Raw genomic sequence first — 22,087 nt, forward strand, 5'->3', positions numbered from 1 at the left:
TTGTCAGTGATCGTTACGATCACAGTTGCCAAATGCTCCGTCAGTTCAACCTGACCATTAGTCTAAAAGAGACTTTAGATAAATAACGATGTTAAAACTCTACAACACCTTAACCAAGCAGAAAGACGTCTTTAAACCCATTGAGCCAGGCAAAGTCAAAATGTATGTCTGCGGCATGACGGTTTACGATCTGTGTCACGTTGGCCATGCGCGGGTGATGGTGGTGTTTGATGTGGTGACGCGTTATCTGCGGGCCAGTGGTTATGATGTCACCTACATTCGCAATATCACGGACATAGACGACAAGATCATCAAACGGGCGGCTGAAAATGGTGAATCCATTCAACAGCTGACCGAACGTTATATTGCCGAAATGCACCACGATGCTGCGGCGCTTGGGGTATTACCGCCAGATCATGAGCCAAGAGCTACTGATGCCGTTGATGCCATGCACCGGATGATTCAAACGCTGATCGACAAGGGACTGGCCTATGTCGCTGACAATGGCGATGTTTATTACGATGTCAGTGAATTTGAAGGATACGGCAAATTATCTGGTCGACATATTGACGACTTGCGTGCCGGTGAGCGTGTTGCGGTAAACGAAGCCAAAGCCGATCCGCTGGATTTTGTGCTCTGGAAAGCAGCCAAACCCGATGAACCCTCATGGGATTCACCCTGGGGACCCGGTCGTCCTGGCTGGCATATTGAGTGTTCTGCAATGTCGGCAGACAGTCTCGGCCATCATTTTGATATTCATGGTGGCGGCCAGGATTTACAGTTCCCGCATCACGAAAATGAAATCGCCCAATCTGAAGGCGCGCATGGCTGCCAGTATGTCAACTACTGGATGCACAACGGTTTTGTTCGCATTGATGATGAAAAAATGTCCAAATCACTGGGCAATTTCTTCACCGTGCGGGAAGTGATCGGCCAGTACCCTGCCGAGGCAGTTCGCTATTTCATTCTGTCGAGTCACTATCGCAGTCCGCTGAACTACGCTGACGATCAGCTCGAACAAGCCAAAACTGCGCTGACCCGGTTTTATCATTCCTTACGTGGTATTGAGCCGACAACCATTGATTGGCACACCGATACTGAGTTTGCACCACGGTTCCGTGAAGCCATGGATGACGATTTCAATACACCGCTGGCCTTGTCTGTGCTGGCGGATGTGCGTCAGGCCTTAAACAAGGCTCGTGAGCTGCAGGACACCGCAAAGTCAGCCCATCTGGCAGGCTTATTATTGTCTCTGGGCGAAGTGCTTGGTTTATTCAGTCAATCTGCAGACGCATTTCTCACCGGTGGTGGGGATGGTGCCGCAGCAGACATTGAACTGTTAATAGAACAGCGCAATGCCGCACGTGCAGCAAAAGACTGGGCCAAAGCAGACGAAATTCGCGATCAGTTAACTGCGATGGATATCGTGCTTGAGGACGCAGCTGGCAAAACCGTCTGGCGAAAAATTTAACGTCACTCAGCGTGATGGACCTCCGGGAGCTCAGGGTTGAACATTCAGCGTGATGTTTGACCCAAGTCAACAATTGACCGGCTAATTTCGCCATCCCTGTACAAAGCAATTCAGCTAGGCATGATCATATTCAAGACATGGATTGATTATGCCGACGCCACAAACACAACTGCTTACCATCAATGGCGGTTCATCCAGCATCAAATTTACGTTGTACAACGTAGGTGCATCGCTCACCGCCACGCTATCTGGCAAGCTGACAGGATTAGGCTTGCAAACAGCCCGCCTGCGCATCAACAACCTGCAAACGGATGAACAATCGATAACTGAAGTTGAGGCTGCAGACTATTCGCAAGCGATTTCGCTGCTGATGGTCTGGTTCCGGCAAAATCTCGACATTGGCGCAGTCAAGGCCATTGGCCATCGCATTGTGCATGGTGGTCACCGATATAAAAAACCACAGTGGGTCGACCCAGCATTAATCAATGAACTGTTGTCGATGACCGCCATGGATCCGCAGCATTTACCCGGTGAAATTCAGCTTATCGAAGCATTTTCTGAGCAATTTCCCAAGTTAAAACAGATGGTTTGTTTTGACACCGAGTTTCATCAGCATTTGCCGGCCGTTGCCAGATTATTGCCAATTCCTCGGCGCTATCACGATGCAGGCATTTATCGTTATGGTTTTCACGGCTTGTCGTATCAGTACCTGATGCAGATGCTTCATGCTTTGCAAGGCAATCAGATCCAGCACCAGAAAATCGTATTGGCACATCTTGGCAATGGCGCCAGTATGACGGCTGTCATCAATCAGCAATCTATTGACACTACGATGGCCATGACGCCTGCTGCTGGCATCATGATGGGCAGTCGCAGTGGCGATCTGGATCCAGGCCTGTTTGGTTTGCTGAACCGAACTGAAGGCATGTCCGCTGAACAGTTCGACCAAATGATTCACCATCAATCAGGCTTAGCGGGCGTTTCTGAATACAGCAGTGATATGCAGCAATTACTGGCAAAACGAGCAAATGATTCAAATGTTGCTGATGCTATAGACAGTTTTTGTTATCAAGCCAGAAAACAGATTGGCGCCTACGCTGCAGCACTGGGTGGATTGGACAGCGTCGTATTTTCGGGGGGCATTGGCGAAAACTTGCCCGAAATTCGCAGTCAGATATGTCAGCAACTGGCATTTCTTGGCATTCACCTTGACGACGCTTTGAACAGGCAGAATGCTTTGAAGATATCCAAAGCAGACAGCCCGATAGCGGTCTGGGTAATTCCGACTGACGAAGAACTCATCATAGCGCAGTCGATGTGCGATCTATTGAACCTGCATTATCAAAAGGAAGGTCACAATGAAAGTTGAACGCTCAGAGACAGAAACATCACAACCGTTGGACCAAGACCTGTTAGCCATGATGCATGCATACTGGCGAGCCGCCAACTATCTCTCCGTCGGTCAAATCTATCTATTCGATAACCCTTTGTTAAAACAGCCGCTGGAGTCGGCGCATATCAAACCACGTTTGCTTGGCCACTGGGGCACCACTCCCGGACTCAATTTTATCTATGTGCATCTGAACCGGGTGATCAAACAACACGATCTGAATGTGATTTATATTGCCGGACCCGGACATGGTGGCCCGGCACTGGTTGCCAATACCTATCTGGAAGGCAGTTATACAGAAACCTATCCGGAAATTTCCCAAGATGAAGCAGGCATGCAGCGTCTGTTCAAGCAATTTTCGTTTCCAGGAGGTGTGCCAAGCCATGTAGCGCCGGAAACGCCCGGATCAATCCATGAAGGCGGTGAGCTGGGATATGCCCTGTCACACGCTTATGGCGCAGCATTTGATAATCCCGATTTGATTGTGGCCTGTGTCGTCGGTGACGGCGAGGCTGAAACCGGTGCTTTGGCAACCAGTTGGCATTCCAACAAGTTTCTCAATCCACAACAAGACGGCGCCGTGTTACCCATCTTGCATCTCAATGGTTATAAAATCGCCAGTCCGACCATACTGGCTCGAATTCCAAATGACGAGTTGCATGCCTTGTTTTATGGCTATGGTTACACGCCGTACTTTGTCGAAGGGGATGATCCGCACTACATGCACCAACAGATGGCAGCTACGCTGGACAAGGCAATCCAGCAGATCCAGCAGATTCAAACGGATGCTCGACAACACGGCATTGTCGACCGTCCTCGCTGGCCAATGATTATTCTGCGATCCCCCAAAGGTTGGACCGGCCCCGCAAGTGTGGATGGCAAGAAAACCGAAGGCAGTTTTCGCTCGCACCAAGTGCCAATGGGCGATATGGACCAGCAAGGTCATATTGAGATTCTGGAAAAATGGCTGCGCAGTTACAATCCAGAAGAGTTATTTGATGACAGCGGTAAACTCAGAAAAGAGCTGGCGGAACTGGCTCCAGAGGGCAATCGCCGGATGGGTGCCAATCCACATGCCAACGGTGGTCAACTATTACAGCCACTGAATTTGCCCGATTTTCAAGATTATGCGGTCGAAGTCACCGTTCCAGGGCAAACAAAAGCCGAAGCTACGCGCGAAATGGGCAAATTTTTGCGTGATGTGATGCAGCAAAATCTTGAGGCTGGGAATTTTCGTTTATTCAGTCCTGATGAGAACAACTCCAACCGCTGGCAAGATGTACTGGCAGTCACCAGTAGAACCTGGATGGGCGAAACCTTGCCGGAAGATGACAAACTGGCGATGGATGGCAGGGTGATGGAAATGCTCAGTGAGCATCAATGCCAAGGCTGGCTGGAAGGGTATCTGCTAACCGGCCGACACGGGTTTTTCTCATGTTATGAGGCATTTATTCATATCATTGACTCGATGTTCAACCAGCACGCCAAATGGTTGAAAATCTGTAATCAGATCCCATGGCGCAAACCGATTGCATCGCTTAACTATCTATTGTCATCGCATGTCTGGCGACAGGATCACAATGGTTTTTCCCACCAGGATCCGGGTTTTATTGATCATGTGGTCAACAAAAAAGCCGAAGTGGTCAGAGTCTATCTGCCACCTGATGCAAACACGCTTTTATCGGTGACGGATCACTGTCTGCGCAGCCGCAACTATGTCAATGTGGTGGTGGCCGGCAAACAACCCTCGCCACAATGGCTGGATATGGACGCGGCGGTCAAACATTGCACTGCGGGTATTGGTGTTTGGGAGTGGGCCAGCAATGATGGCGGTCAGACACCGGATCTGGTGATGGCTTGTTGCGGTGATGTGCCGACGATGGAAACACTGGCGGCGGTGAAGTTATTAAATGAGTTTCTGCCAGCGCTGAAAATACGGGTCATTAATGTGGTGGATTTGATGAAACTTCAATCAGCCAGCGAGCATCCACATGGTCTGGACGATGAAGCCTTTGATGCTCTGTTCACCGATGATAAGCCGATAATTTTTGCCTACCACGGTTATCCGATGCTGATTCATCGATTGACCTATAGACGTCGCAATCATCGTAATCTGCATGTGCATGGCTTCAAGGAGGAGGGCACGACCACCACGCCATTTGATATGACGGTGATCAATGGTCTGGATCGGTTCCATCTAGTGGAAAATGCGCTCAGACACCTGACACAGGTTTCGCCAGAAAAAAGAGCGGAAATGGAAAGCTATGTTCAACAAAAACTCAGTGAACATGCGAGTTATATCCGGGAACACGGCGAAGACTTACCCGAGATACGCCATTGGCAATGGCAGCAGTGATTAATCAGCTCTTGCCTGTGATGTTCAGGCAAGGGCGATTGATGTTAGATATGCAAATGATCGGCGGCGAATAGGGTATTTTCCAGCAGGGTTGCCACGGTCATTGGACCCACACCACCCGGTACAGGAGTGATCCAGGCAGCCTTTTGACTGGCCGGTTCGAACTCAACATCACCTGTGAGTTTGCCGTCGTCGAGTCGATTGATACCGACATCAATGACAATTGCGCCTTCGCGAATCCAGTCACCGGGAATAAAGTTTGGTTTGCCCACCGCGACCACCAGAATTTCCGCCCGACGCACATGTGACTGCAGATCACGGGTCATGCGATGACAGACAGTGGTGGTGCATCCGGCCAGCAATAATTCAAGCGCCATGGGGCGGCCGACAATGTTTGAAGCGCCGACAACGACAGCCTCCTTGCCCTTGAGCTCAATGCCAGTGCTTTGCAGCATGGTAATGACGCCTTTGGGTGTGCATGGGCGCAGTTGAGGGTTACGTTGGGCCAATCGGCCGATGTTATAAGGATGGAATCCATCAACATCCTTATGTGGCGCGATATGTTCAATTACCGCATCGGCGTTGATATGAGCAGGCAGGGGCAATTGAACCAGAATGCCATCAATCTCGTCATCGTTGTTAAGGCGTTCAATCAAGGACAGCAGGGTTTCTTGCGAGGTATCTTCCGGTAGATCAAAGGACTCTGACTTGAATCCAACTTCTTCACAACTGCGACGTTTGCTGCCCACGTAAACCTGCGAAGCGGGATTGTCGCCAATCAACACCACAGCCAGTCCGGGAATGCGCTTTCCAGTGGCCAGCCGCATCTGTGTGGCAGCCTTAATCTTTTGTTTGAGTTCGGCGGCAATTGCCTTGCCATCAATGATATTCGCAGTCATCTACGCGGTCCCGACCAATTCAAAAGCGGCTATGATCGCACGTTGTCAGGATGACGGCAAAAATTATCAATGAGTGGTTGACTCACCTGGTAGCGCAGAGTATTATTTCGCCTTCTTCGGGGATGTACTCCTTCGAAACGTCGGGGCATAGCGCAGTCTGGTAGCGCATCTGGTTTGGGACCAGAGGGTCGGGAGTTCGAATCTCTCTGCCCCGACCATTTAAAGTTTCTTCTCAAGTCCTCGCTTAGATAAATTCAATGCGCCCGTAGCTCATCTGGATAGAGCATCGGCCTTCTAAGCCGAGGGTAGCAGGTTCGAGTCCTGCCGGGCGTGCCACTCTTTTGCTCAGCAAAATCTTCCAAAAACACGACACATGCATTTGTTGCATACAATCTGACGTGGAATAATCTGCACTTGTTTTCGCTGCATGTCAGCGGTGCGAAAACAACAGACTCTAATCGCCACAAGGATTTGCATTTGAAAGTTCGTGCCCCCATCGCGGCCATTTGCCAATGGTTTTTGACTCGACCGCGCCCGGTTAAGCGAGTGATCAGCCTCTCGGTTGATGTATTTGCTGTCTGTTTTGCCCTCTGGTTGGCTTTTTCGCTTCGACTCAGCACCCTGTTCATCCCGCCATCACATCAATGGTGGCTGTTTCCTGCGGCTGTTTTGCTAGCCCTGCCGGTGTTTATCAAGTTCGGACTGTATCGAGCCGTGATTCGTTACATCGGCATGGATGCGATATGGGCGATTATTCGTGCCGTATTGCTATTTACGCTTTTGTTTATGGCGCTGGTGTTGTTTGCCGGACCGCTGGCGGGTGTGGTGCCGCGAACCGTATTTGGTATCAATGCGATCTTGTTGTTGATTCTGACGGGCGGGACACGTTTGCTGGCCCGTTGGGTGTTCACACGTAGCAGTGATGTTAAACGGCTTAACCTCAGGAGCCGCAGACACATTCCGCCGGTGATTATTTACGGTGCCGGCCATGCAGGTGCGCAACTGGCCGCGATGCTGAAGATGAGCAATCAGTTGAATCCGGTTGCCTTCATCGATGATGCGCCTTCGTTGCACAAACAGGTCATCAACGGGATTGTGGTACATCCTTTCGAAAACCTTGCCGCATTAATGGATAAATACCGGGTTCGTGACGTATTACTGGCGATGCCATCGTTGTCACGTAGTGCTCGTAACGAGATTATTGAAAGACTGGAATCCTACCCGGTGCATGTGCGCACATTGCCCGACTTTATTGATCTTGCCGAAGGGCGCATCAGTGTGTCAGATATTCGGGAGGTCGATATTGCTGACCTGCTTGGCCGTGAACCTGTCGCGCCTCAACAGGATCTGTTGGAAGCCAACATCCGTGACAAAGTAGTGATGGTCACAGGCGCTGGTGGATCTATCGGCTCAGAATTGTGTAGGCAAATTGTGCGTTTGTCACCGCGCTGCCTGATTTTGTTCGAAATCAATGAGTTTGCCCTGTACAACATTGAACAGGAATTGCGTCAGACAATCAGTGATGATGCCTTGGTGGTGATCCTGGGGTCAGTGCTGGATCAAGCCCGGCTAAACAAAGTGTGTCGTCGTTTTTCGGTGAATACCATATACCATGCAGCTGCCTACAAGCATGTACCCATGGTGGAAAAAAATATTCGAGAGGGCTTACGCAACAACGTGTTTGGCACGCTCAATTGTGCACAGTCAGCGATTGAGTGCGGTGTTGAAACATTTGTGCTGATCTCAACTGACAAGGCTGTTCGCCCGACCAATACCATGGGTGCAAGCAAGCGCATGGCAGAATTGGTGTTGCAAGGGTTGGCTGCGGACAAACAGGCACATTCCCATACCCGGTTTACCATGGTTCGATTCGGTAACGTGCTGGATTCATCCGGCTCTGTGGTGCCGCTGTTTCGACAGCAAATTGCCTCCGGTGGACCGGTGACCGTGACCCATCCTGAAATCATTCGTTATTTTATGACGATTCCGGAGGCGGCAACACTGGTGATACAGGCCGGGGCCCTGGGGCAGGGTGGTGATGTATTTGTATTGGATATGGGCACGCCGGTGAAGATTGTTGATCTGGCCAGACGCATGATTCATCTCAGTGGTTTTACTGTGCGAGATTCAAAACATCCTGATGGAGATATTGAAATTATTTTCACAGGCCTTCGACATGGTGAGAAGCTCTACGAGGAACTGTTGATTGGCGACAACGACACGCCCACCGTGCATCCCAAAATCATGACAGCCAATGAACGCATCATTCCTTGGGATGAGCTGGGCACTATCCTGCAAGATCTGGAAAAAGCGGTGATTGAGGATGACTACCAAGCGGTTAGACAATTGCTTTGTGATCATGTCGATGGCTATCAACCACAATGTGATATCGAAGACTGGTTAAGGCCTGATTAAGCCTGCTCAGGTATAATCACCATTTGCAACCAGCAGGAGAGTTAAACAGGTGTGCGGAATTGTTGGCGGTATCGCCGAGCGGAATGTGGCGCCGATCTTATTGGAAGGTTTACGCCGTCTGGAATATCGCGGATATGATTCATCAGGCATGGCCCTGCTTGATTCAGAAGCAGAACTGCGCCGAGTGCGATCGCTTGGCAAAATAAAACAACTCGAACAAAAAATTGATGTGCTGGCACAGCCTTTTGCCGGACAACTTGGCATCGCGCACACACGCTGGGCCACGCACGGCATTCCTGCCGAACATAATGCCCATCCGCATATTTGTAACCATCGAGTTGCGGTGGTTCACAACGGCATTATCGAAAATTATCAATCACTCAAAGCCAGACAGATTGAGCAGGGTTACCGCTTCACATCTGAAACAGACACCGAAGTGGTCGCGCATGCCATCTATCATTACCTCGCGGGTGCTGAACTTTCAGCGTCTCCCGATAATCCAGCCAGTCAGTCTGAGCAGAGCATTGCTTCTCAAGCCGGTAAAGGACTGTTTCAGGCAGTGATTCGGGCCGTTGCTGATTTTGAGGGCGCTTATGCGCTGGGCGTGGTCACCACCGATGATCCCGATACCCTGGTCGCGGCACGAAAAGGCAGTCCACTGGTCATTGGCATTGGTATCGGTGAGCATTTTATTGCCTCGGATGTATCAGCCTTGTTACCAGTGACCCAGAACTTTATTTTTCTGGAAGATGGTGATGTTGCTCAACTGACTCGGGACAGCGTGAAAATCTTCAGTACCTCAGCAGGCGAGTGGGTTGAGCGACCAGTAAAACAATCATCCTTGAATATTACGGCAGTAGAGCTTGGCGAACATCGCCACTACATGCATAAAGAGATTTTTGAACAACCGCAGGCGGTCATCGACACGCTTGAAGGCCGCATCACGCAGGAACAAGTGCTGGTGTCGAGTTTTGGTCATCAGGCAGAGACCGTTTTTCAGAAGATAGAGCGCTTGCACATCATTGCCTGTGGCACCAGCTACCATGCCGGAATGGTGGCCAAATACTGGGCAGAGGATATCTTCCGTATCCCTTGTCAGGTCGAAGTTGCCAGTGAGTTTCGCTATCGCAATCCGGTGGTTGAAAACAACACTTTGTTTATCACCATCAGCCAGTCGGGTGAAACTGCCGACACGCTGGCAGCCTTGCAGCAGATAAAAGCAATGCGTCAGTCGCAGTCATCTGAACATGCGGCTAATGAAACGAATGTTCCTGAACTATCCGGTATTTCAACGCTGACAATCTGTAATGTTGCCGAAAGCAGTTTGACTCGCGAAGCCGATATGGTGTTTTTAACTCATGCCGGTCCCGAAATCGGTGTCGCCTCAACCAAGGCATTCACCACACAGCTGGTGGCGCTGGCCTTATTGTTAACCAGTATTGGCAAGGTCAAAAGAACCATACCTGAGTCACGGGAAAACCTCATCACCAATGGTTTGCAAAAACTGCCCAACCTGATTCAACAAGCGCTGATGCATGAGCAGGAAATCATCGACATTGCAGAAACCTTTGCCGACAAACAACATGCACTGTTTTTGGGGCGAGGCACCATGTATCCCATTGCCATGGAGGGTGCGCTCAAGCTCAAGGAGATCAGCTATATTCACGCCGAAGCCTATCCAGCAGGTGAGCTTAAGCACGGGCCTCTGGCGCTAATCGACGAAAACATGCCGGTGATCGCCATTGCACCGCTGGATGATCTTCTGGAAAAGCTCAAATCCAACTTGCAGGAAGTCAAAGCCCGTGGAGGGCAAATGATTGTCTTTGAGGATGAGCGATCTGATATCAGCTCAGACAGTGGCTTTAAAGTAGTCAAGGCGACCACCAACGTGGGACGGATTACCGCACCGATTACCTATAACATTTTGCTGCAATTGCTCAGCTACCATGTCGCGCTTATCAAAGGCACCGATGTAGATCAGCCACGCAATCTAGCTAAATCGGTTACGGTTGAGTAGTGGTGTTGACGACTGAGTTATTTTGAAAAAAGATGTAGCAGTGCAGGAGTCACAAGGCAGGCGAAAATCCTTGTTGTTGCAAACATGTACTTTTCTGATTCTGGAGAGGAAATAATCCGCATTATTTCGGCAAGATATGCGACCAGCACAGAGAGGCAGCAATATGAAAGAATCTAAAGAACATTCAAAATTCGATGATTATGAGCTCAAGGATGAATATGACTTTAGCTCTGGTGTTAGAGCTCGTTTCTACAAGTCGAAAAAAGTAAGTACAACCTTGCGATTGGATGACGATCTATTAATTTTTTTGAAGAAGAAGGCCAGTGAGCAACACATTGGCTATCAGACGCTCATCAATAGTCTGCTACGAAAGCAGCTTGAAATGGACCTGCAACAGACAAATACTAAAATTGATTGAATCATATTTTTGCAAAACTTTTATGATTAAATAATTAAAACGACTTAATGGATTGCCTATGAAAATTGCAGTTGCAGGAACAGGATATGTCGGACTCTCGCTGGCGGTTTTGCTGGCACAGCATCATCAAGTGGTCGCGCTGGATATCATTCAGGAAAAAGTTGATCTGCTGAACAACAAAAAATCACCGATTATTGATGCGGAAATCGAAGACTTCCTGGCAAACAAACCCTTAAATCTCTCGGCAACACTTGATAAGCATCAGGCATACAGCAATGCCGATTTTGTCATTATCGCCACGCCAACTGATTATGATCCTGACACCAACTACTTTAATACCAAAAGTGTTGAAGCGGTCATCGAAGATGTACTGTCCATCAATCCTGATGCGACCATGGTTATCAAATCGACGGTTCCTGTAGGTTATACAGAATCAGTGAAGCAGCGTTATGCCTCGACTTCCAACAGTACTCCGAAGATCATTTTTTCACCGGAATTCCTGCGCGAAGGCAAAGCGCTATACGACAATCTTTACCCATCACGTATTGTGGTAGGCGAACGTAGTGAGCGAGCTGAGCAGTTTGCCCAGTTACTGCTGCAAGGTGCCGCCAAACAAGATGTCGCGGTGTTGTTTACCAATGCGACAGAAGCCGAAGCCATCAAGCTGTTCTCTAATACATACCTCGCGATGCGGGTTGCCTACTTTAACGAACTGGACAGCTACGCCGAAACCCACGGTTTGGATACCCGGCAAATCATCGAAGGCGTCGGCCTTGATCCCCGTATCGGCAATCACTACAACAACCCATCCTTTGGTTACGGCGGCTACTGTTTGCCAAAAGACACCAAACAACTATTGGCCAATTACCAGAACGTCCCCAATAACCTTATTTCAGCCATTGTTGATGCCAATACCACGCGCAAAGATTTTGTTGCAGAACAGGTCATCAGGAAAAAGCCAAAGGTAGTGGGCATCTTCAGACTGGTGATGAAACAAGGATCTGATAACTTCCGCGCCTCAGCCATTCAAGGCATCATGAAACGGATCAAAGCCAAGGGTATTGATGTAGTCATCTACGAGCCGGTGCTTGAACAATCGGACTTCTTCAACTCAAAGGTCGTCAAAGATTTACAGGCGTTTAAAGACATGTCAGATGTCATTATTGCTAACCGGATGACCGACGAACTGCGTGATATCAGCGATAAGGTCTACACACGAGATCTGTTTGGTAAGGATTAGCTGAGGCATACTTGTCACTGCCGAGCTGGATTGCCACAGCCTGCGGCTTCGCAATGACAAGTAAAAAAACAACTTCAGTAAGAGCTAAAACACTGTCATCCCGAACCTGCCGAGGGATCTCAAACCACCATCAAAGTCCGCAGAACATAAGATCGTCATTCCGGGAATTGTCCTAGCAATTGCCCGGAATCCATGCACTGATTCTCAGGCTGGATACAAAATACAACGGCCTGTAATAGTGATAGAAAATCATGACAATCATGCGCTATTCCTCATTGCGCAATAAGCACAATAAAGGTAAGATGCAGTAATGATAAAAAGCTTCAAACATAAAGGACTAGAGAAGTTCTTCACCACAGGAAGCAAGGCTGGAATTCAGGCCAAACATGCTGAAAAGTTAGCCGATCGATTAGCCTTTTTGTATGCCGCCGCTGATATTGATGATATGGATAAACCGGGCTATAGGCTCCATGCACTCGAAGGAAATTTGAAAGGGCAGTGGGCTGTGAATGTTTCTGGTAATTGGCGAATTGTGTTTGAATTTAAAGACGGTGACGCATACATTGTCAACTACGAGGATTATCACTAATGACTTATCAACAACATCAACCACCACACGTTGGTGCATTGATCTACAGAACATATATCGAGCCGTTCGAGCATGTGTCAGCCAACAAAATTGCCTCAGCGCTGGGTGTCGCACCCAGCACTTTTAATCGTTTGTTAAACGGAAAATCTGATCTCTCACCAGAAATGGCAGTTAAGTTATCCGCTGTTCTTGGCGGCTCTGCCGAGAGCTGGTTGAGGCTTCAGGAAAGTTACGATCTCTGGCAAGCACGACAACAGGTTAATACACAGTCACTTCGAAGAATGAAGTTTGATGAACCATCGATGAGTCAAGCGGCTACTGCGTAAATTACAATTCAACTTGTCATCCCGAGCCTGTCGAGGGATCTCAAACCATCATCAAAGTCCGCGTAACATAAGATCGTCATTCCGGGAATTTCCCTAGCAATTGCCCGGAATCCACGCACGGCCTTGGCAAAATAAAATACCTGCGGAAACCCAAAAACCGAATGTCATTCTGAGCAAAGCCGAAGAATCTCAAACCACCATCAAAGTCCGCGTAACATAAGCTCGTCATTCCGGGAATTGCCTTAGCAATTGCCCGGAATCCACGCACAGCCTTGGCAAAATAAAATACCTGTGGAAACCCAAAAACCGAATGTCATTCTAAGCAAAGCTGAAGAATTTCAAACCACCTCTATGATTCAGTAATTAATCTGGCCGATCAAAAGTTTGATTGTGTGATGCTGCAATTGATAATATATACCGAAGATATATAGGTGTCACCATGATCAAAACTAAACTGTTCGAAAACAATAAAACCCAAGCTGTCCGTCTGCCACTGGCTGTTCGTTTTTCACAGTCGGTGAAGCATGTCATGATTCGAACGCTTGGCCCTGATCGCGTCATCAGCCTTTGGAGCAGAGCTGGGACAGCTTCTTTTTATCACCCGAAAACACCGTATCTGATGATTTCATGACAGATCGCGCAGAGCAAACAGATAGTCCAAGAGAACCACTAGATGATTAAGTATCTTCTGGATACGAATATTTGCATCTATGTGATCAAACGACGGCCAATTGAAGTTCTTGGCAAATTCAACGAAGCGGCTGGACACCTCGCAATATCATCAATCACATTGGCCGAGCTGTTACACGGTGTTGAAAAAAGCCAATATCGAGAGAAAAATTCACGCGCTGTAGAAGATTTTTGCAGTCGTCTGGAGATTCTGAGTTATGACGAAAAAGCCGCTTATCACTATGGGGATATTCGAGCCCAATTGGAGCGGCAAGGTCAGCCTATCGGTGTGAATGATATACACATTGCGGCTCATACCAGAAGTATAGGCGCGATACTGGTGAGTAATAATCTCAAAGAGTTTGAACGTGTAGAAGGATTACGCCTGCAAAATTGGCTGGACAATAATGTCTAGGGGAAACCGCACGACCGAATGTCATTCTGAGCGAAGCCGAAGAATCTCAAACCACCATCAAAGTCCGCGTGACATAAGATCGTCATTCCGGGAATTGCCCTAGCAATTACCCGGAATCCACGCACGGCTATGGCTAGATAATAATGCCTACAGCCTCCCCACAATCGAATGTCATCCCGAGCCTGCCGAGGGATCTCAAACCAACCTTTCAGCCTATTTCCCAGTCTATCCAGACCGAAAGCTCAACCATAACAGCCCACAAGCATTTACACCGTACATGGTTTCCGGTATCGTGCGTTCAATAGATGAACACATCAGGCAACACATGCTTACCGATGAATACCGCTACAAGATTCTCAAACTGGTTGAAGAAAATCCGGAGATCAGTCAGCGTGAAATCGCCAAAGAACTCGGCATCAGCCTGGGCAAAACAAATTTCTGCCTCAAAGCCTTGATCGAAAAGGGCGTGCTCAAAGCAAACAACTTTCGTAACAGCAAAAACAAACTGGCCTATATCTACAAGCTGACCCCACAAGGTATTGAAGAAAAAGCCAGTGTCACCATGCGATTTCTAAAGCAGAAAATGAAGCAGTACGAACAACTGCAATCAGAAATCGAACAACTCAAGAACGATCTCCCGATTCTCGAAAAGACAAACAGCAATGCAGACGAATGATACGACAGCACTGAAAAATAAACGGATTTTGGTCACTGGCAGCGCAGGGTTTATCGGCTTTCACCTGACCAAGGCTTTGCTGTCAGAGGGTGCGAATGTCATAGGCATCGATAATCTGAATGACTACTATGAGCCCGCCCTGAAACAAGCGCGATTGGATGAGCTGGATAAATTTCACGCTTCGATATCAGCGCCTGCAAAGTCTCGTGATTCTGATGACGCCAGCGACGCGGCAACCCAGAATTCTGAAACGGTAGTCAATAAAAACTCCGCGGTGTCTGCGCCCACCTCCGACTTGTCAGCACCTACCTCTGTCATTCCCGTGCCCACTTCCGTCATTCCCGCGCAGGCGGGAATCCAGTCCGTCTCAAAAACAAGCCCAGAATACCAATTCATAAAAATGGACCTGGCCGATCGAGCTGCCATCGAGTCCTTATTCAAAACCCACCATTTCGACATTGTGGTCAATCTGGCAGCCCAGGCGGGAGTTCGTTATTCATTGGAAAACCCGCATGCCTATGTTGATAGCAACCTGATCGGCTTTGTAAATATTCTTGAAGGGTGTCGACATGCCAAGGTCGGTCACTTGGTGTATGCCTCATCCAGCTCGGTTTACGGCATGAACATCAAACAGCCTTTCAGTACTGAGGATCGGGTCGACTACCCCATCAGCCTGTATGCGGCCACCAAAAAAGCCAATGAATTGATGGCACACACCTACAGTCATCTTTATGGTATTCCAACGACAGGGTTAAGATTTTTCACGGTGTATGGCCCGTGGGGCCGTCCTGATATGGCCTACTACAAGTTCACCAAGGCTATCCTGGAAGACAAACCGATTGATATCTACAACCACGGCCAAATGAAGCGAGACTTTACCTACATCGACGACATCGTTGATGGCATTCTGCGGGTGATGGTTAAACCACCACAACTCGAGTCAGACACTTCCTCGACCACGACTGCGACTTCCGCTCCCAATATCGTCATTCCTGCGCCCACCCCCGACACTCTCGCACCCAACTCCGTCATTCCCGCGCCCAACTCCGTCATTCCCGCGCAGGCGGGAATCCACGACGACAAAAACAATCGTCATTGCGAGGAGCGTAGCGACGCGGCAATCCAGTCTAACCAAGAGAACCGTCATTGCGAGGAGCGCAGCGACGTGGCAATCCAGTCCAACCATTCCGGCAACAAAATCACCAATGCCCAGGCTCCGTACAAAATCTACAATATCGGTAATAACCAACCCGTGACATTACGGCACTTCATTACCGCTATTGAAAACGCCTGTGGCAAGAAAGCCATTGAAAACAGCCTGCCGATGCAAGCCGGTGATGTGCCCATTACCTATGCAGACATTGATGATTTGATGGCCGATACCGGATTCAAGCCAACTACGTCAATTGATTCTGGAATCGCTCGCTTTGCTGAGTGGTACAAGTTGTTTTACACAGATAATCAATCACAAAATAAGACCTCCTTAAATTCGGATATCACTGAATGAAATCAATTTCTTCCAAGTCAGATTTAGCGATAAACGGTGCGCCTCCTGCATTTCCAGAAAAGCTTCATGTCGGACGCCCAAATATGGGTGACAAGGCCAGCTTTCAGAAATATGTCGACAAAATTTTTGAAAGCAAATGGTTGAGTAATAATGGTCCATTGGTTCAAGAATTAGAGCAACGCATTGCCAATCATCACCAGGTCAAGCACTGCGTGGCGATGTGCAATGGCACTATTGCTCTTGAAATTGCCATTCGAGCTCTGGAACTTACTGGCGAAGTGATCCTGCCTTCATACACGTTTATTGCTACTGCCCACGCTCTGCACTGGCAAGAAATCACTCCCGTTTTTGCAGATATAGATCCAGTGACGCATTGCCTCGATCCCGATGCGGTTCGAAAAATGATTACGCCAAAAACTACTGGAATTATCGGCGTTCATTTATGGGGACATGCCGCACCAGTCGATGAATTGCAGGAAATTGCAGATGAGCACAATCTTAAATTGATGTTTGATGCCGCCCACGCTTTTGGCTGTTCTTATAAAGGTACGATGATCGGTAATTTCGGCGAGGCCGAAGTGCTGAGTTTCCATGCCACCAAGTTCTTCAATACCTTTGAGGGTGGAGCAGTTCTAACTAATAACGACAAACTGGCCGAGAAAATGCGGCTAATGCGTAACTTTGGTTTTGCTGGACTGGATAATGTGATTCACCCCGGTACTAACGGCAAAATGACCGAGATTAATGCGGCCATGGGGCTCGTGAACCTGGATAATCTTAATGAGGTCGTTCTCAGAAATGAAGAAAATTACCGAGCTTATCAACAGGGGCTAAATGATCTGCCGGGAGTGAGCGTCTTCGCCTTTGATGAAAATGAGCAAAATAACTTTCAATATGTAGTGATGGAAGTTGGTGAAGACTGCCCCGTCAACCGTGATCAAATCATAGAGGCCCTGCATGCTGAAAATGTGCTGGCGCGTAAATATTTCTGGCCTGGATGTCATAAGATGCTGCCATATCGAGACTTATATCCGCATGCAGAGTTGTTGTTGCCAATTACCCAGAATGTAGCAGATCGGGTGGTAGTTTTGCCAACAGGCAATGCACTCTCGGCAAAAAGTATCGAGACTGTCTGCCAAATCATCCACATGAAAATCTGTAAGGTATGAGTCAATTAAAATTGCCATACTCTTTATTTACGTGAGTGTGCATATCACGTAGACGATATCGAAGAGTATATTGTTTTTGCTTGCCAGTTTAGGCTGGCTTTAGAGGCCATGATTTGATCAATACTACGAACATAAGTTGGGAGACATGAGTGACTGATTCTGACACTCTTTACAGTTGGGCAGAACTTTCTTATTTACTAGAACAGACTGAAGGCGTTGCATTTATCGCTTTCACGGATCGTTTCGTAGCAAATGTTGAAGCACTTAGTAAAGCTTTCCGTAAGCACTACAGCAATGTGAGTATTGGTTATTCATACAAAACTAACCATTTACCAGAGCTGTGCAAGATGGCCTTCAAACTGGGGCTGTACGCAGAGGTTGTTTCTGGAAGCGAATATATAATGGCGCAAAAACTCGGTGTGACTGGAGACAGAATACTTTTTAATGGTCCAACAAAATCAGATGAGGAGCTACGTTTAGCGTTCTCAAACCGTTCTCTCATCAACATTGATAGCCTGAGTGAAGCGAGGCAAGTTCTCAGACTAGCCTCGGAGTTCGATGGAGATGTTAGAGTCGGACTTCGCTGCAATCTTGATCTCGCTTGGAAAGATCGTAACTCCAGATTTGGCCTCAGTGAAAAGAGTGGCGAATTACACTCAGCCGCGGAGATATTAGTCGGAAAAAGTAATATTCATCTTGAGGGCCTTCATTGCCATACCTCCTTCGACCGTTCTGCTGCTTCGTATACTAGGCGGGTTGATCGCCTCATTGAAATTGCAGATCAGATTTTTGGTGTGCAAGGGCCGAAATTTCTTGATATGGGTGGTGGACTTTGTGGTCGTATGTCTGAAGATCTTAGTAAACAGTTTTCTATTCAACCACCCACATTCGATGACTACGCTGATGCTATTTGTAGACCGTTGATTGAGCGATACGGAAGCTCCGGGCCAGAGCTCATTGTGGAGCCAGGTGTTGGGTTGCTTGGGAACGTATTCGATTATGCTTTCCGTGTTGAGCATGTTAAGCAAATTGACGATAACTGGTTCGCTGTAACCAGTGGCGCTTCTCATCATATCAAAATAGTCCCTAATACTTTTGATCTTCCAACTACCTGCATTCAGAGTCCTGATGTTGCGGAGGGTATACGTAGAGGTACTCCTGTCGATATTGCTGGTTACACTTGCTTAGAACACGACGTCATTTATCGAGGTTTCAAAAAGCCCCTTGCCGCTGGTGATATTCTGATTACCTCTAGCGTTGGCGCATACTCGATGGTCAGCAGTCCTGACTTCATACGAACTAGTCCCCCTGTATATGAGTATTGTAACGATGGATGGAGAATACTTCGGGGCAAGGTTTCAATCGAAGATTATCTCAATAATTTCAGTAGGTAAGGACGATTATGGAATCTCACATACTCAAGCATGCGAATGATCGAACCGAGATTTTCCAACCTAACGAAAGACTTGACCATTTGATTTCGCGGTTAAGAATTATGCTGGAGCCCATACAGCAAGAGGTTAATCAAAGCTTTTCCAACCCTGAGTATCCCGTAATTGGGATTGTCGGATGCCCACGATCAGGTACCACTTTTATGACTCAACTGTTGGCAGCGACAGGTGCTGTATCATATCCGAGTAATCTACTTTCGAGATTCGCATACGCACCATATCTCGGTGCGCTTATACAGCAGCTACTTATGAATCCCGAATATGATCTGGGCAACGAATTTTCTGATTTACGCTCAAGGAGCGAGTTCTCTTCAAATGTTGGGAAAACAAGTGGTGCATTGGGTATCAATGAGTTTTTTCACTTCTGGAGGCGATTTTTTCCAATTCACGATCCAGGCCACCTCACTGAAGCGGAGTTAGGGCAGGTTCGTATTGACAACATTAGACAAGAGCTCGCGAGCATCCAGTCGGTTTACAGAAAGCCGTTCATATCTAAAATCATGATGCTTCAGTACAACCTAGCATACTTTGCGGAAAAAATGCCCGAGCTGAAAATTATCCATGTAAAGCGAGATCCATTGTATTTGATGCAGTCTATGAGTGAGGCAAGAGTAAAGTATTATGGTAGCGACAATATATGGTGGTCTGTAAAACCAAAAGAATATAGCTTTTTGAAAGATGCATCCCCAGCTACACAGGTTGCTGGCCAGGTACTTTTCACTGAGCGCGCGATTCAAAATCAAATAAAAGATCTTCCAGAAGACCGCTGGTTTGAGGTTTCATACGAGACAGTATGTAAGCAACCGCGAGAGTTTATCGTTAATCTTGCTGATAGATTTCTAATGCCTGAATTTGTACGTGATTTGAGTCAGATAGAGGCTACATACAAATCTGGAAATACAATACGCTTGAGTGAACATGAATTGAAGCACTTAAAAAAAGAATATCAACTCCTTGAGGCAAGCCAGGAGTGAATGCAAAGTGAATGTCCTTCTAACAAGCGTTGGGCGCCGAAGTTATCTAGTGAATTATTTCAAGACTGCCCTTGATGGCAAAGGGCAGGTAATTGGCGCGAATATGTATAGCAATACAGCGGGCATGTTTGCCGCGGATATTGCAGTTGTTACACCTCCGGCTAACCACTCAGAATACACACCATTTCTTGCCGAGGTGTGTCAGAAATATGATGTGGGACTGTTGTGTTCTCTGCATGACCTCGACGTGTATATGCTGAGTCAGGATCAACAGTGGCTCTCGGATGCTGGAATAGCCCACACCATACCAACAGCGGAGTGGGGGAGAATTTCTCTGGACAAATATGAGAGTACCAACCTTCTCGAACAAAAAGGCATTCCAGTACCGAAAACAACGATCAGCCTGTCCAGTGCTTTTGAGGCAATTCATAACGATGAAATGACCTTTCCTTTAATCGTGAAAGCGAGAGCAGGTTTCGGTTCATTGGGGTTGGCTATTTGCAACAACGTGATGGAATTGAAGTCTGCTTACAATGCCGCAGTCAAACAAACAATGGCATCTGGTGGCAATCAATACATCTCTTTACCTGAAGATGAGTTGGTATTGATACAACAAGCAATCAGCGGCCGAGAAGTTTGTCTTGGTGTCTTAAATGATTTAAACGGTGTGTACTGTGCACATTTTTCCTGTGAGGTTCACTCTATGCGCTCAGGTGAGAGCGACTGGGCAACCAGCTTGGATAGGGAACCATATACAGTCATTGCCAGAGCATTTAGCGAACTTACGGCGCATCGAGGAATTTGGGGTTTAGACTTTCTTGAGGAAGATGGTGTTTATAAAGCCATCGATATAAACCCGAGGTTTACAGGAGATTATCCATTTCACCATTTGGCAGGAGCGAATGTCCCAGCAGCACTTATAGCCTGGGCAAGCGGCAGGGAGGCTGCAGGAAATTGCTTCCACTCTAAATCTGGCATAACTGGGTTTAAAGATCTTGTGCCAATGATCGCAAAAAGCCGTTCATCTGGCCATGTGTAAAAATTAAAATTTCTCTGTGACGACCTCTGGTAATTTTTTATGAGTAAAGCGAGACCGCGGGTTAAGTAATTTATCTTTTCTTTTGACCGCTCTAATTTTTCTTTAATGATATATTTAGTATTTTTCGCATTTTAATTAGTAGATAAAGCGAATCATATAAGCCGTATTTGTCCGAACTTATAAGGAATAAATAATGAGCTTTAAGGGCATCGCTAAAACTTTGGTGTCGAGCATTCACGCAGTTGAGGATGGATATCATTGACAAAAAATACTCTGGGTATTCACTATGTGGAATTATCATCGTTCTTGAGGCTAACCGATGACGGACAATGAAGGACAAAAAAATTCACACGTCTGATTTTGAATATGTCGGAGCAATTTTTTGATTGGAGTGTCACGGTTTGTGTGACCTTATTTCCTATCGCCAGAAGACTTTGATCGGATGGTTTTCTTAAAAAATAATAATTAGTAAAAATGTTTTTAAAAATAGAAAAATTAATCAAAATAATATTGGCTTCCTCATTCCGCCAGTGTCGTTTTTTTGTCGCTAGAATAAAGTCGCGAAATAAAAGCAAGTATTTTTGCATTGGCTGGAATAAAATGGGTACGACATCACTGAAAAAATCCTTTGAGCAGCTTGGATATCCGGTAGGCGATCAACGCAAGGCGGAAAAGCTCTATGACCAATTTTGTTTTCAAGGAAATTTCAAGCCAACCATCAAATATTGCAGCTCAGCTCAGGTTCTTCAGACGCCAATACATGCAATTATCCTATTGGGCAATATTGCCAGCAGCCAAGTTTCGTTATTGCATGTGTCCAGTTTGCTGGGCTCATTGCCGACCACCTGGCTGGTGTCAGTGGGTGGGATCGGACGCGTCCAGCTGACTGCTAATCTGCTGGGCGTGCTCTACACCGATGCCATCAGAATCGGGCTGGAAGATGACTTATGGCTGGATAACGAAAAACGCATGCCAGCCAGCAATCCGGACTTGGTCAAACGCATCCGAAGGCTTTGCGATGAGTGTGGCCGTGCGCTCAGAGCCCCAAGCTGMTGCGTCAACAACT

18 protein-coding genes and 2 tRNA genes are annotated in these 22,087 nt (G+C 47.4%); 19 read left to right on the forward strand and 1 reads right to left on the reverse strand.

Annotated features, from left to right (window positions below; all coding sequences use genetic code 11):
* The first annotated feature begins 88 nt into the window (after positions 1–88).
* From cysS to MPL1_RS01475, 3 genes are all read left to right on the forward strand, one after another.
* Positions 89–1,471 (forward strand): cysteine--tRNA ligase, encoded by a 1,383-nt coding sequence (gene cysS / locus MPL1_RS01465; RefSeq protein ID WP_009725357.1) that lies wholly within the window; start codon positions 89–91, stop codon positions 1,469–1,471.
* Between the two features lie 148 nt (positions 1,472–1,619).
* Positions 1,620–2,840: an acetate/propionate family kinase gene (locus MPL1_RS01470; RefSeq protein WP_009725358.1), complete on the forward strand. Its 1,221-nt coding sequence runs from the start codon at positions 1,620–1,622 to the stop codon at positions 2,838–2,840.
* Positions 2,830–5,217, forward strand: coding sequence for a phosphoketolase family protein (locus MPL1_RS01475; RefSeq protein WP_009725359.1), 2,388 nt, complete (start codon positions 2,830–2,832; stop codon positions 5,215–5,217). Before MPL1_RS01470 ends, MPL1_RS01475 begins: the two co-directional genes overlap by 11 nt.
* A gap of 44 nt (positions 5,218–5,261) precedes the next feature.
* Here MPL1_RS01475 and folD read toward each other — a convergent pair whose 3' ends face one another.
* On the reverse strand, positions 5,262–6,116 hold the full coding sequence (folD, locus tag MPL1_RS01480) for a bifunctional methylenetetrahydrofolate dehydrogenase/methenyltetrahydrofolate cyclohydrolase FolD (RefSeq protein ID WP_009725360.1): 855 nt from the start codon (positions 6,114–6,116) through the stop codon (positions 5,262–5,264).
* A gap of 141 nt (positions 6,117–6,257) precedes the next feature.
* On the opposite strand from folD, the gene MPL1_RS01485 reads away from it, so the two are divergent.
* From MPL1_RS01485 to MPL1_RS13170, 16 genes are all read left to right on the forward strand, one after another.
* Positions 6,258–6,334, forward strand: a tRNA-Pro gene (locus tag MPL1_RS01485).
* Between the two features lie 41 nt (positions 6,335–6,375).
* Positions 6,376–6,452: transfer RNA gene (locus MPL1_RS01490), tRNA-Arg, on the forward strand.
* 141 nt (positions 6,453–6,593) lie between these two features.
* Entirely contained in the window at positions 6,594–8,531 is a 1,938-nt protein-coding gene (locus MPL1_RS01495) for a nucleoside-diphosphate sugar epimerase/dehydratase (protein WP_235045496.1), read from the forward strand.
* Positions 8,532–8,580: 49 nt separating this feature from the next.
* On the forward strand, positions 8,581–10,548 hold the full coding sequence (gene glmS / locus MPL1_RS01500; protein WP_009725362.1) for a glutamine--fructose-6-phosphate transaminase (isomerizing): 1,968 nt from the start codon (positions 8,581–8,583) through the stop codon (positions 10,546–10,548).
* A 163-nt stretch (positions 10,549–10,711) separates the two neighbouring features.
* The gene (locus tag MPL1_RS01505; RefSeq protein ID WP_009725363.1) at positions 10,712–10,966 is read left to right on the forward strand and encodes a BrnA antitoxin family protein; all 255 of its coding nucleotides are present in this window, start codon (positions 10,712–10,714) and stop codon (positions 10,964–10,966) included.
* Between the two features lie 58 nt (positions 10,967–11,024).
* Positions 11,025–12,206 (forward strand): nucleotide sugar dehydrogenase, encoded by a 1,182-nt coding sequence (locus tag MPL1_RS01510; protein ID WP_009725364.1) that lies wholly within the window; start codon positions 11,025–11,027, stop codon positions 12,204–12,206.
* Positions 12,207–12,516: 310 nt separating this feature from the next.
* Complete coding sequence (locus MPL1_RS01515; protein WP_009725365.1) at positions 12,517–12,795, forward strand: type II toxin-antitoxin system RelE/ParE family toxin; 279 nt, start codon at positions 12,517–12,519, stop codon at positions 12,793–12,795.
* Entirely contained in the window at positions 12,795–13,121 is a 327-nt protein-coding gene (locus tag MPL1_RS01520; RefSeq protein ID WP_009725366.1) for a HigA family addiction module antitoxin, read from the forward strand. The genes MPL1_RS01515 and MPL1_RS01520 overlap by 1 nt, the downstream gene beginning before the upstream one ends.
* Before the next feature lie 673 nt (positions 13,122–13,794).
* Positions 13,795–14,205, forward strand: a complete 411-nt coding sequence (vapC, locus tag MPL1_RS01530; RefSeq protein ID WP_009725368.1) for a type II toxin-antitoxin system tRNA(fMet)-specific endonuclease VapC — start codon at positions 13,795–13,797, stop codon at positions 14,203–14,205.
* Positions 14,206–14,497: 292 nt separating this feature from the next.
* Positions 14,498–14,881 carry a MarR family EPS-associated transcriptional regulator gene (locus MPL1_RS01535; RefSeq protein ID WP_235045497.1) on the forward strand — a complete coding sequence of 128 codons (384 nt, stop codon included), beginning with the start codon at positions 14,498–14,500 and terminating at the stop codon, positions 14,879–14,881.
* Positions 14,868–16,388, forward strand: a complete 1,521-nt coding sequence (locus MPL1_RS14415) for an NAD-dependent epimerase/dehydratase family protein (RefSeq protein WP_009725370.1) — start codon at positions 14,868–14,870, stop codon at positions 16,386–16,388. Before MPL1_RS01535 ends, MPL1_RS14415 begins: the two co-directional genes overlap by 14 nt.
* On the forward strand, positions 16,385–17,557 hold the full coding sequence (locus MPL1_RS01545; RefSeq protein WP_009725371.1) for a DegT/DnrJ/EryC1/StrS family aminotransferase: 1,173 nt from the start codon (positions 16,385–16,387) through the stop codon (positions 17,555–17,557). Before MPL1_RS14415 ends, MPL1_RS01545 begins: the two co-directional genes overlap by 4 nt.
* Before the next feature lie 149 nt (positions 17,558–17,706).
* A complete protein-coding gene (locus tag MPL1_RS01550) occupies positions 17,707–18,951 on the forward strand; it encodes a type III PLP-dependent enzyme domain-containing protein (protein ID WP_009725372.1) in 1,245 nt (414 codons plus the stop codon).
* A gap of 101 nt (positions 18,952–19,052) precedes the next feature.
* Positions 19,053–19,982, forward strand: a complete 930-nt coding sequence (locus MPL1_RS01555; protein ID WP_268743740.1) for a sulfotransferase — start codon at positions 19,053–19,055, stop codon at positions 19,980–19,982.
* 7 nt (positions 19,983–19,989) lie between these two features.
* A complete protein-coding gene (locus tag MPL1_RS01560) occupies positions 19,990–21,021 on the forward strand; it encodes an ATP-grasp domain-containing protein (RefSeq protein ID WP_009725374.1) in 1,032 nt (343 codons plus the stop codon).
* Between the two features lie 600 nt (positions 21,022–21,621).
* Positions 21,622–22,087: 3-keto-5-aminohexanoate cleavage protein (locus tag MPL1_RS13170; RefSeq protein WP_009725375.1), on the forward strand; the 466-nt coding region annotated here is incomplete at its 3' end.

Source organism: Methylophaga lonarensis MPL (assembly GCF_000349205.1).
Classification (GTDB): domain Bacteria; phylum Pseudomonadota; class Gammaproteobacteria; order Nitrosococcales; family Methylophagaceae; genus Methylophaga; species Methylophaga lonarensis.

Bases quoted from the DNA above. Each gene is read 5' to 3' on its own strand.
- cysS (WP_009725357.1), top strand. From the start codon at position 89: ATGTTAAAACTCTACAACACCTTAACCAAGCAGAAAGACGTCTTTAAA.
- MPL1_RS01470 (WP_009725358.1), top strand. From the start codon at position 1,620: ATGCCGACGCCACAAACACAACTGCTTACCATCAATGGCGGTTCATCC.
- MPL1_RS01475 (WP_009725359.1), top strand. From the start codon at position 2,830: ATGAAAGTTGAACGCTCAGAGACAGAAACATCACAACCGTTGGACCAA.
- folD (WP_009725360.1), bottom strand. From the start codon at position 6,116: ATGACTGCGAATATCATTGATGGCAAGGCAATTGCCGCCGAACTCAAA.
- MPL1_RS01505 (WP_009725363.1), top strand. From the start codon at position 10,712: ATGAAAGAATCTAAAGAACATTCAAAATTCGATGATTATGAGCTCAAG.
- MPL1_RS01510 (WP_009725364.1), top strand. From the start codon at position 11,025: ATGAAAATTGCAGTTGCAGGAACAGGATATGTCGGACTCTCGCTGGCG.
- MPL1_RS01515 (WP_009725365.1), top strand. From the start codon at position 12,517: ATGATAAAAAGCTTCAAACATAAAGGACTAGAGAAGTTCTTCACCACA.
- MPL1_RS01520 (WP_009725366.1), top strand. From the start codon at position 12,795: ATGACTTATCAACAACATCAACCACCACACGTTGGTGCATTGATCTAC.
- vapC (WP_009725368.1), top strand. From the start codon at position 13,795: ATGATTAAGTATCTTCTGGATACGAATATTTGCATCTATGTGATCAAA.
- MPL1_RS14415 (WP_009725370.1), top strand. From the start codon at position 14,868: ATGCAGACGAATGATACGACAGCACTGAAAAATAAACGGATTTTGGTC.
- MPL1_RS01545 (WP_009725371.1), top strand. From the start codon at position 16,385: ATGAAATCAATTTCTTCCAAGTCAGATTTAGCGATAAACGGTGCGCCT.
- MPL1_RS01555 (WP_268743740.1), top strand. From the start codon at position 19,053: ATGCTGGAGCCCATACAGCAAGAGGTTAATCAAAGCTTTTCCAACCCT.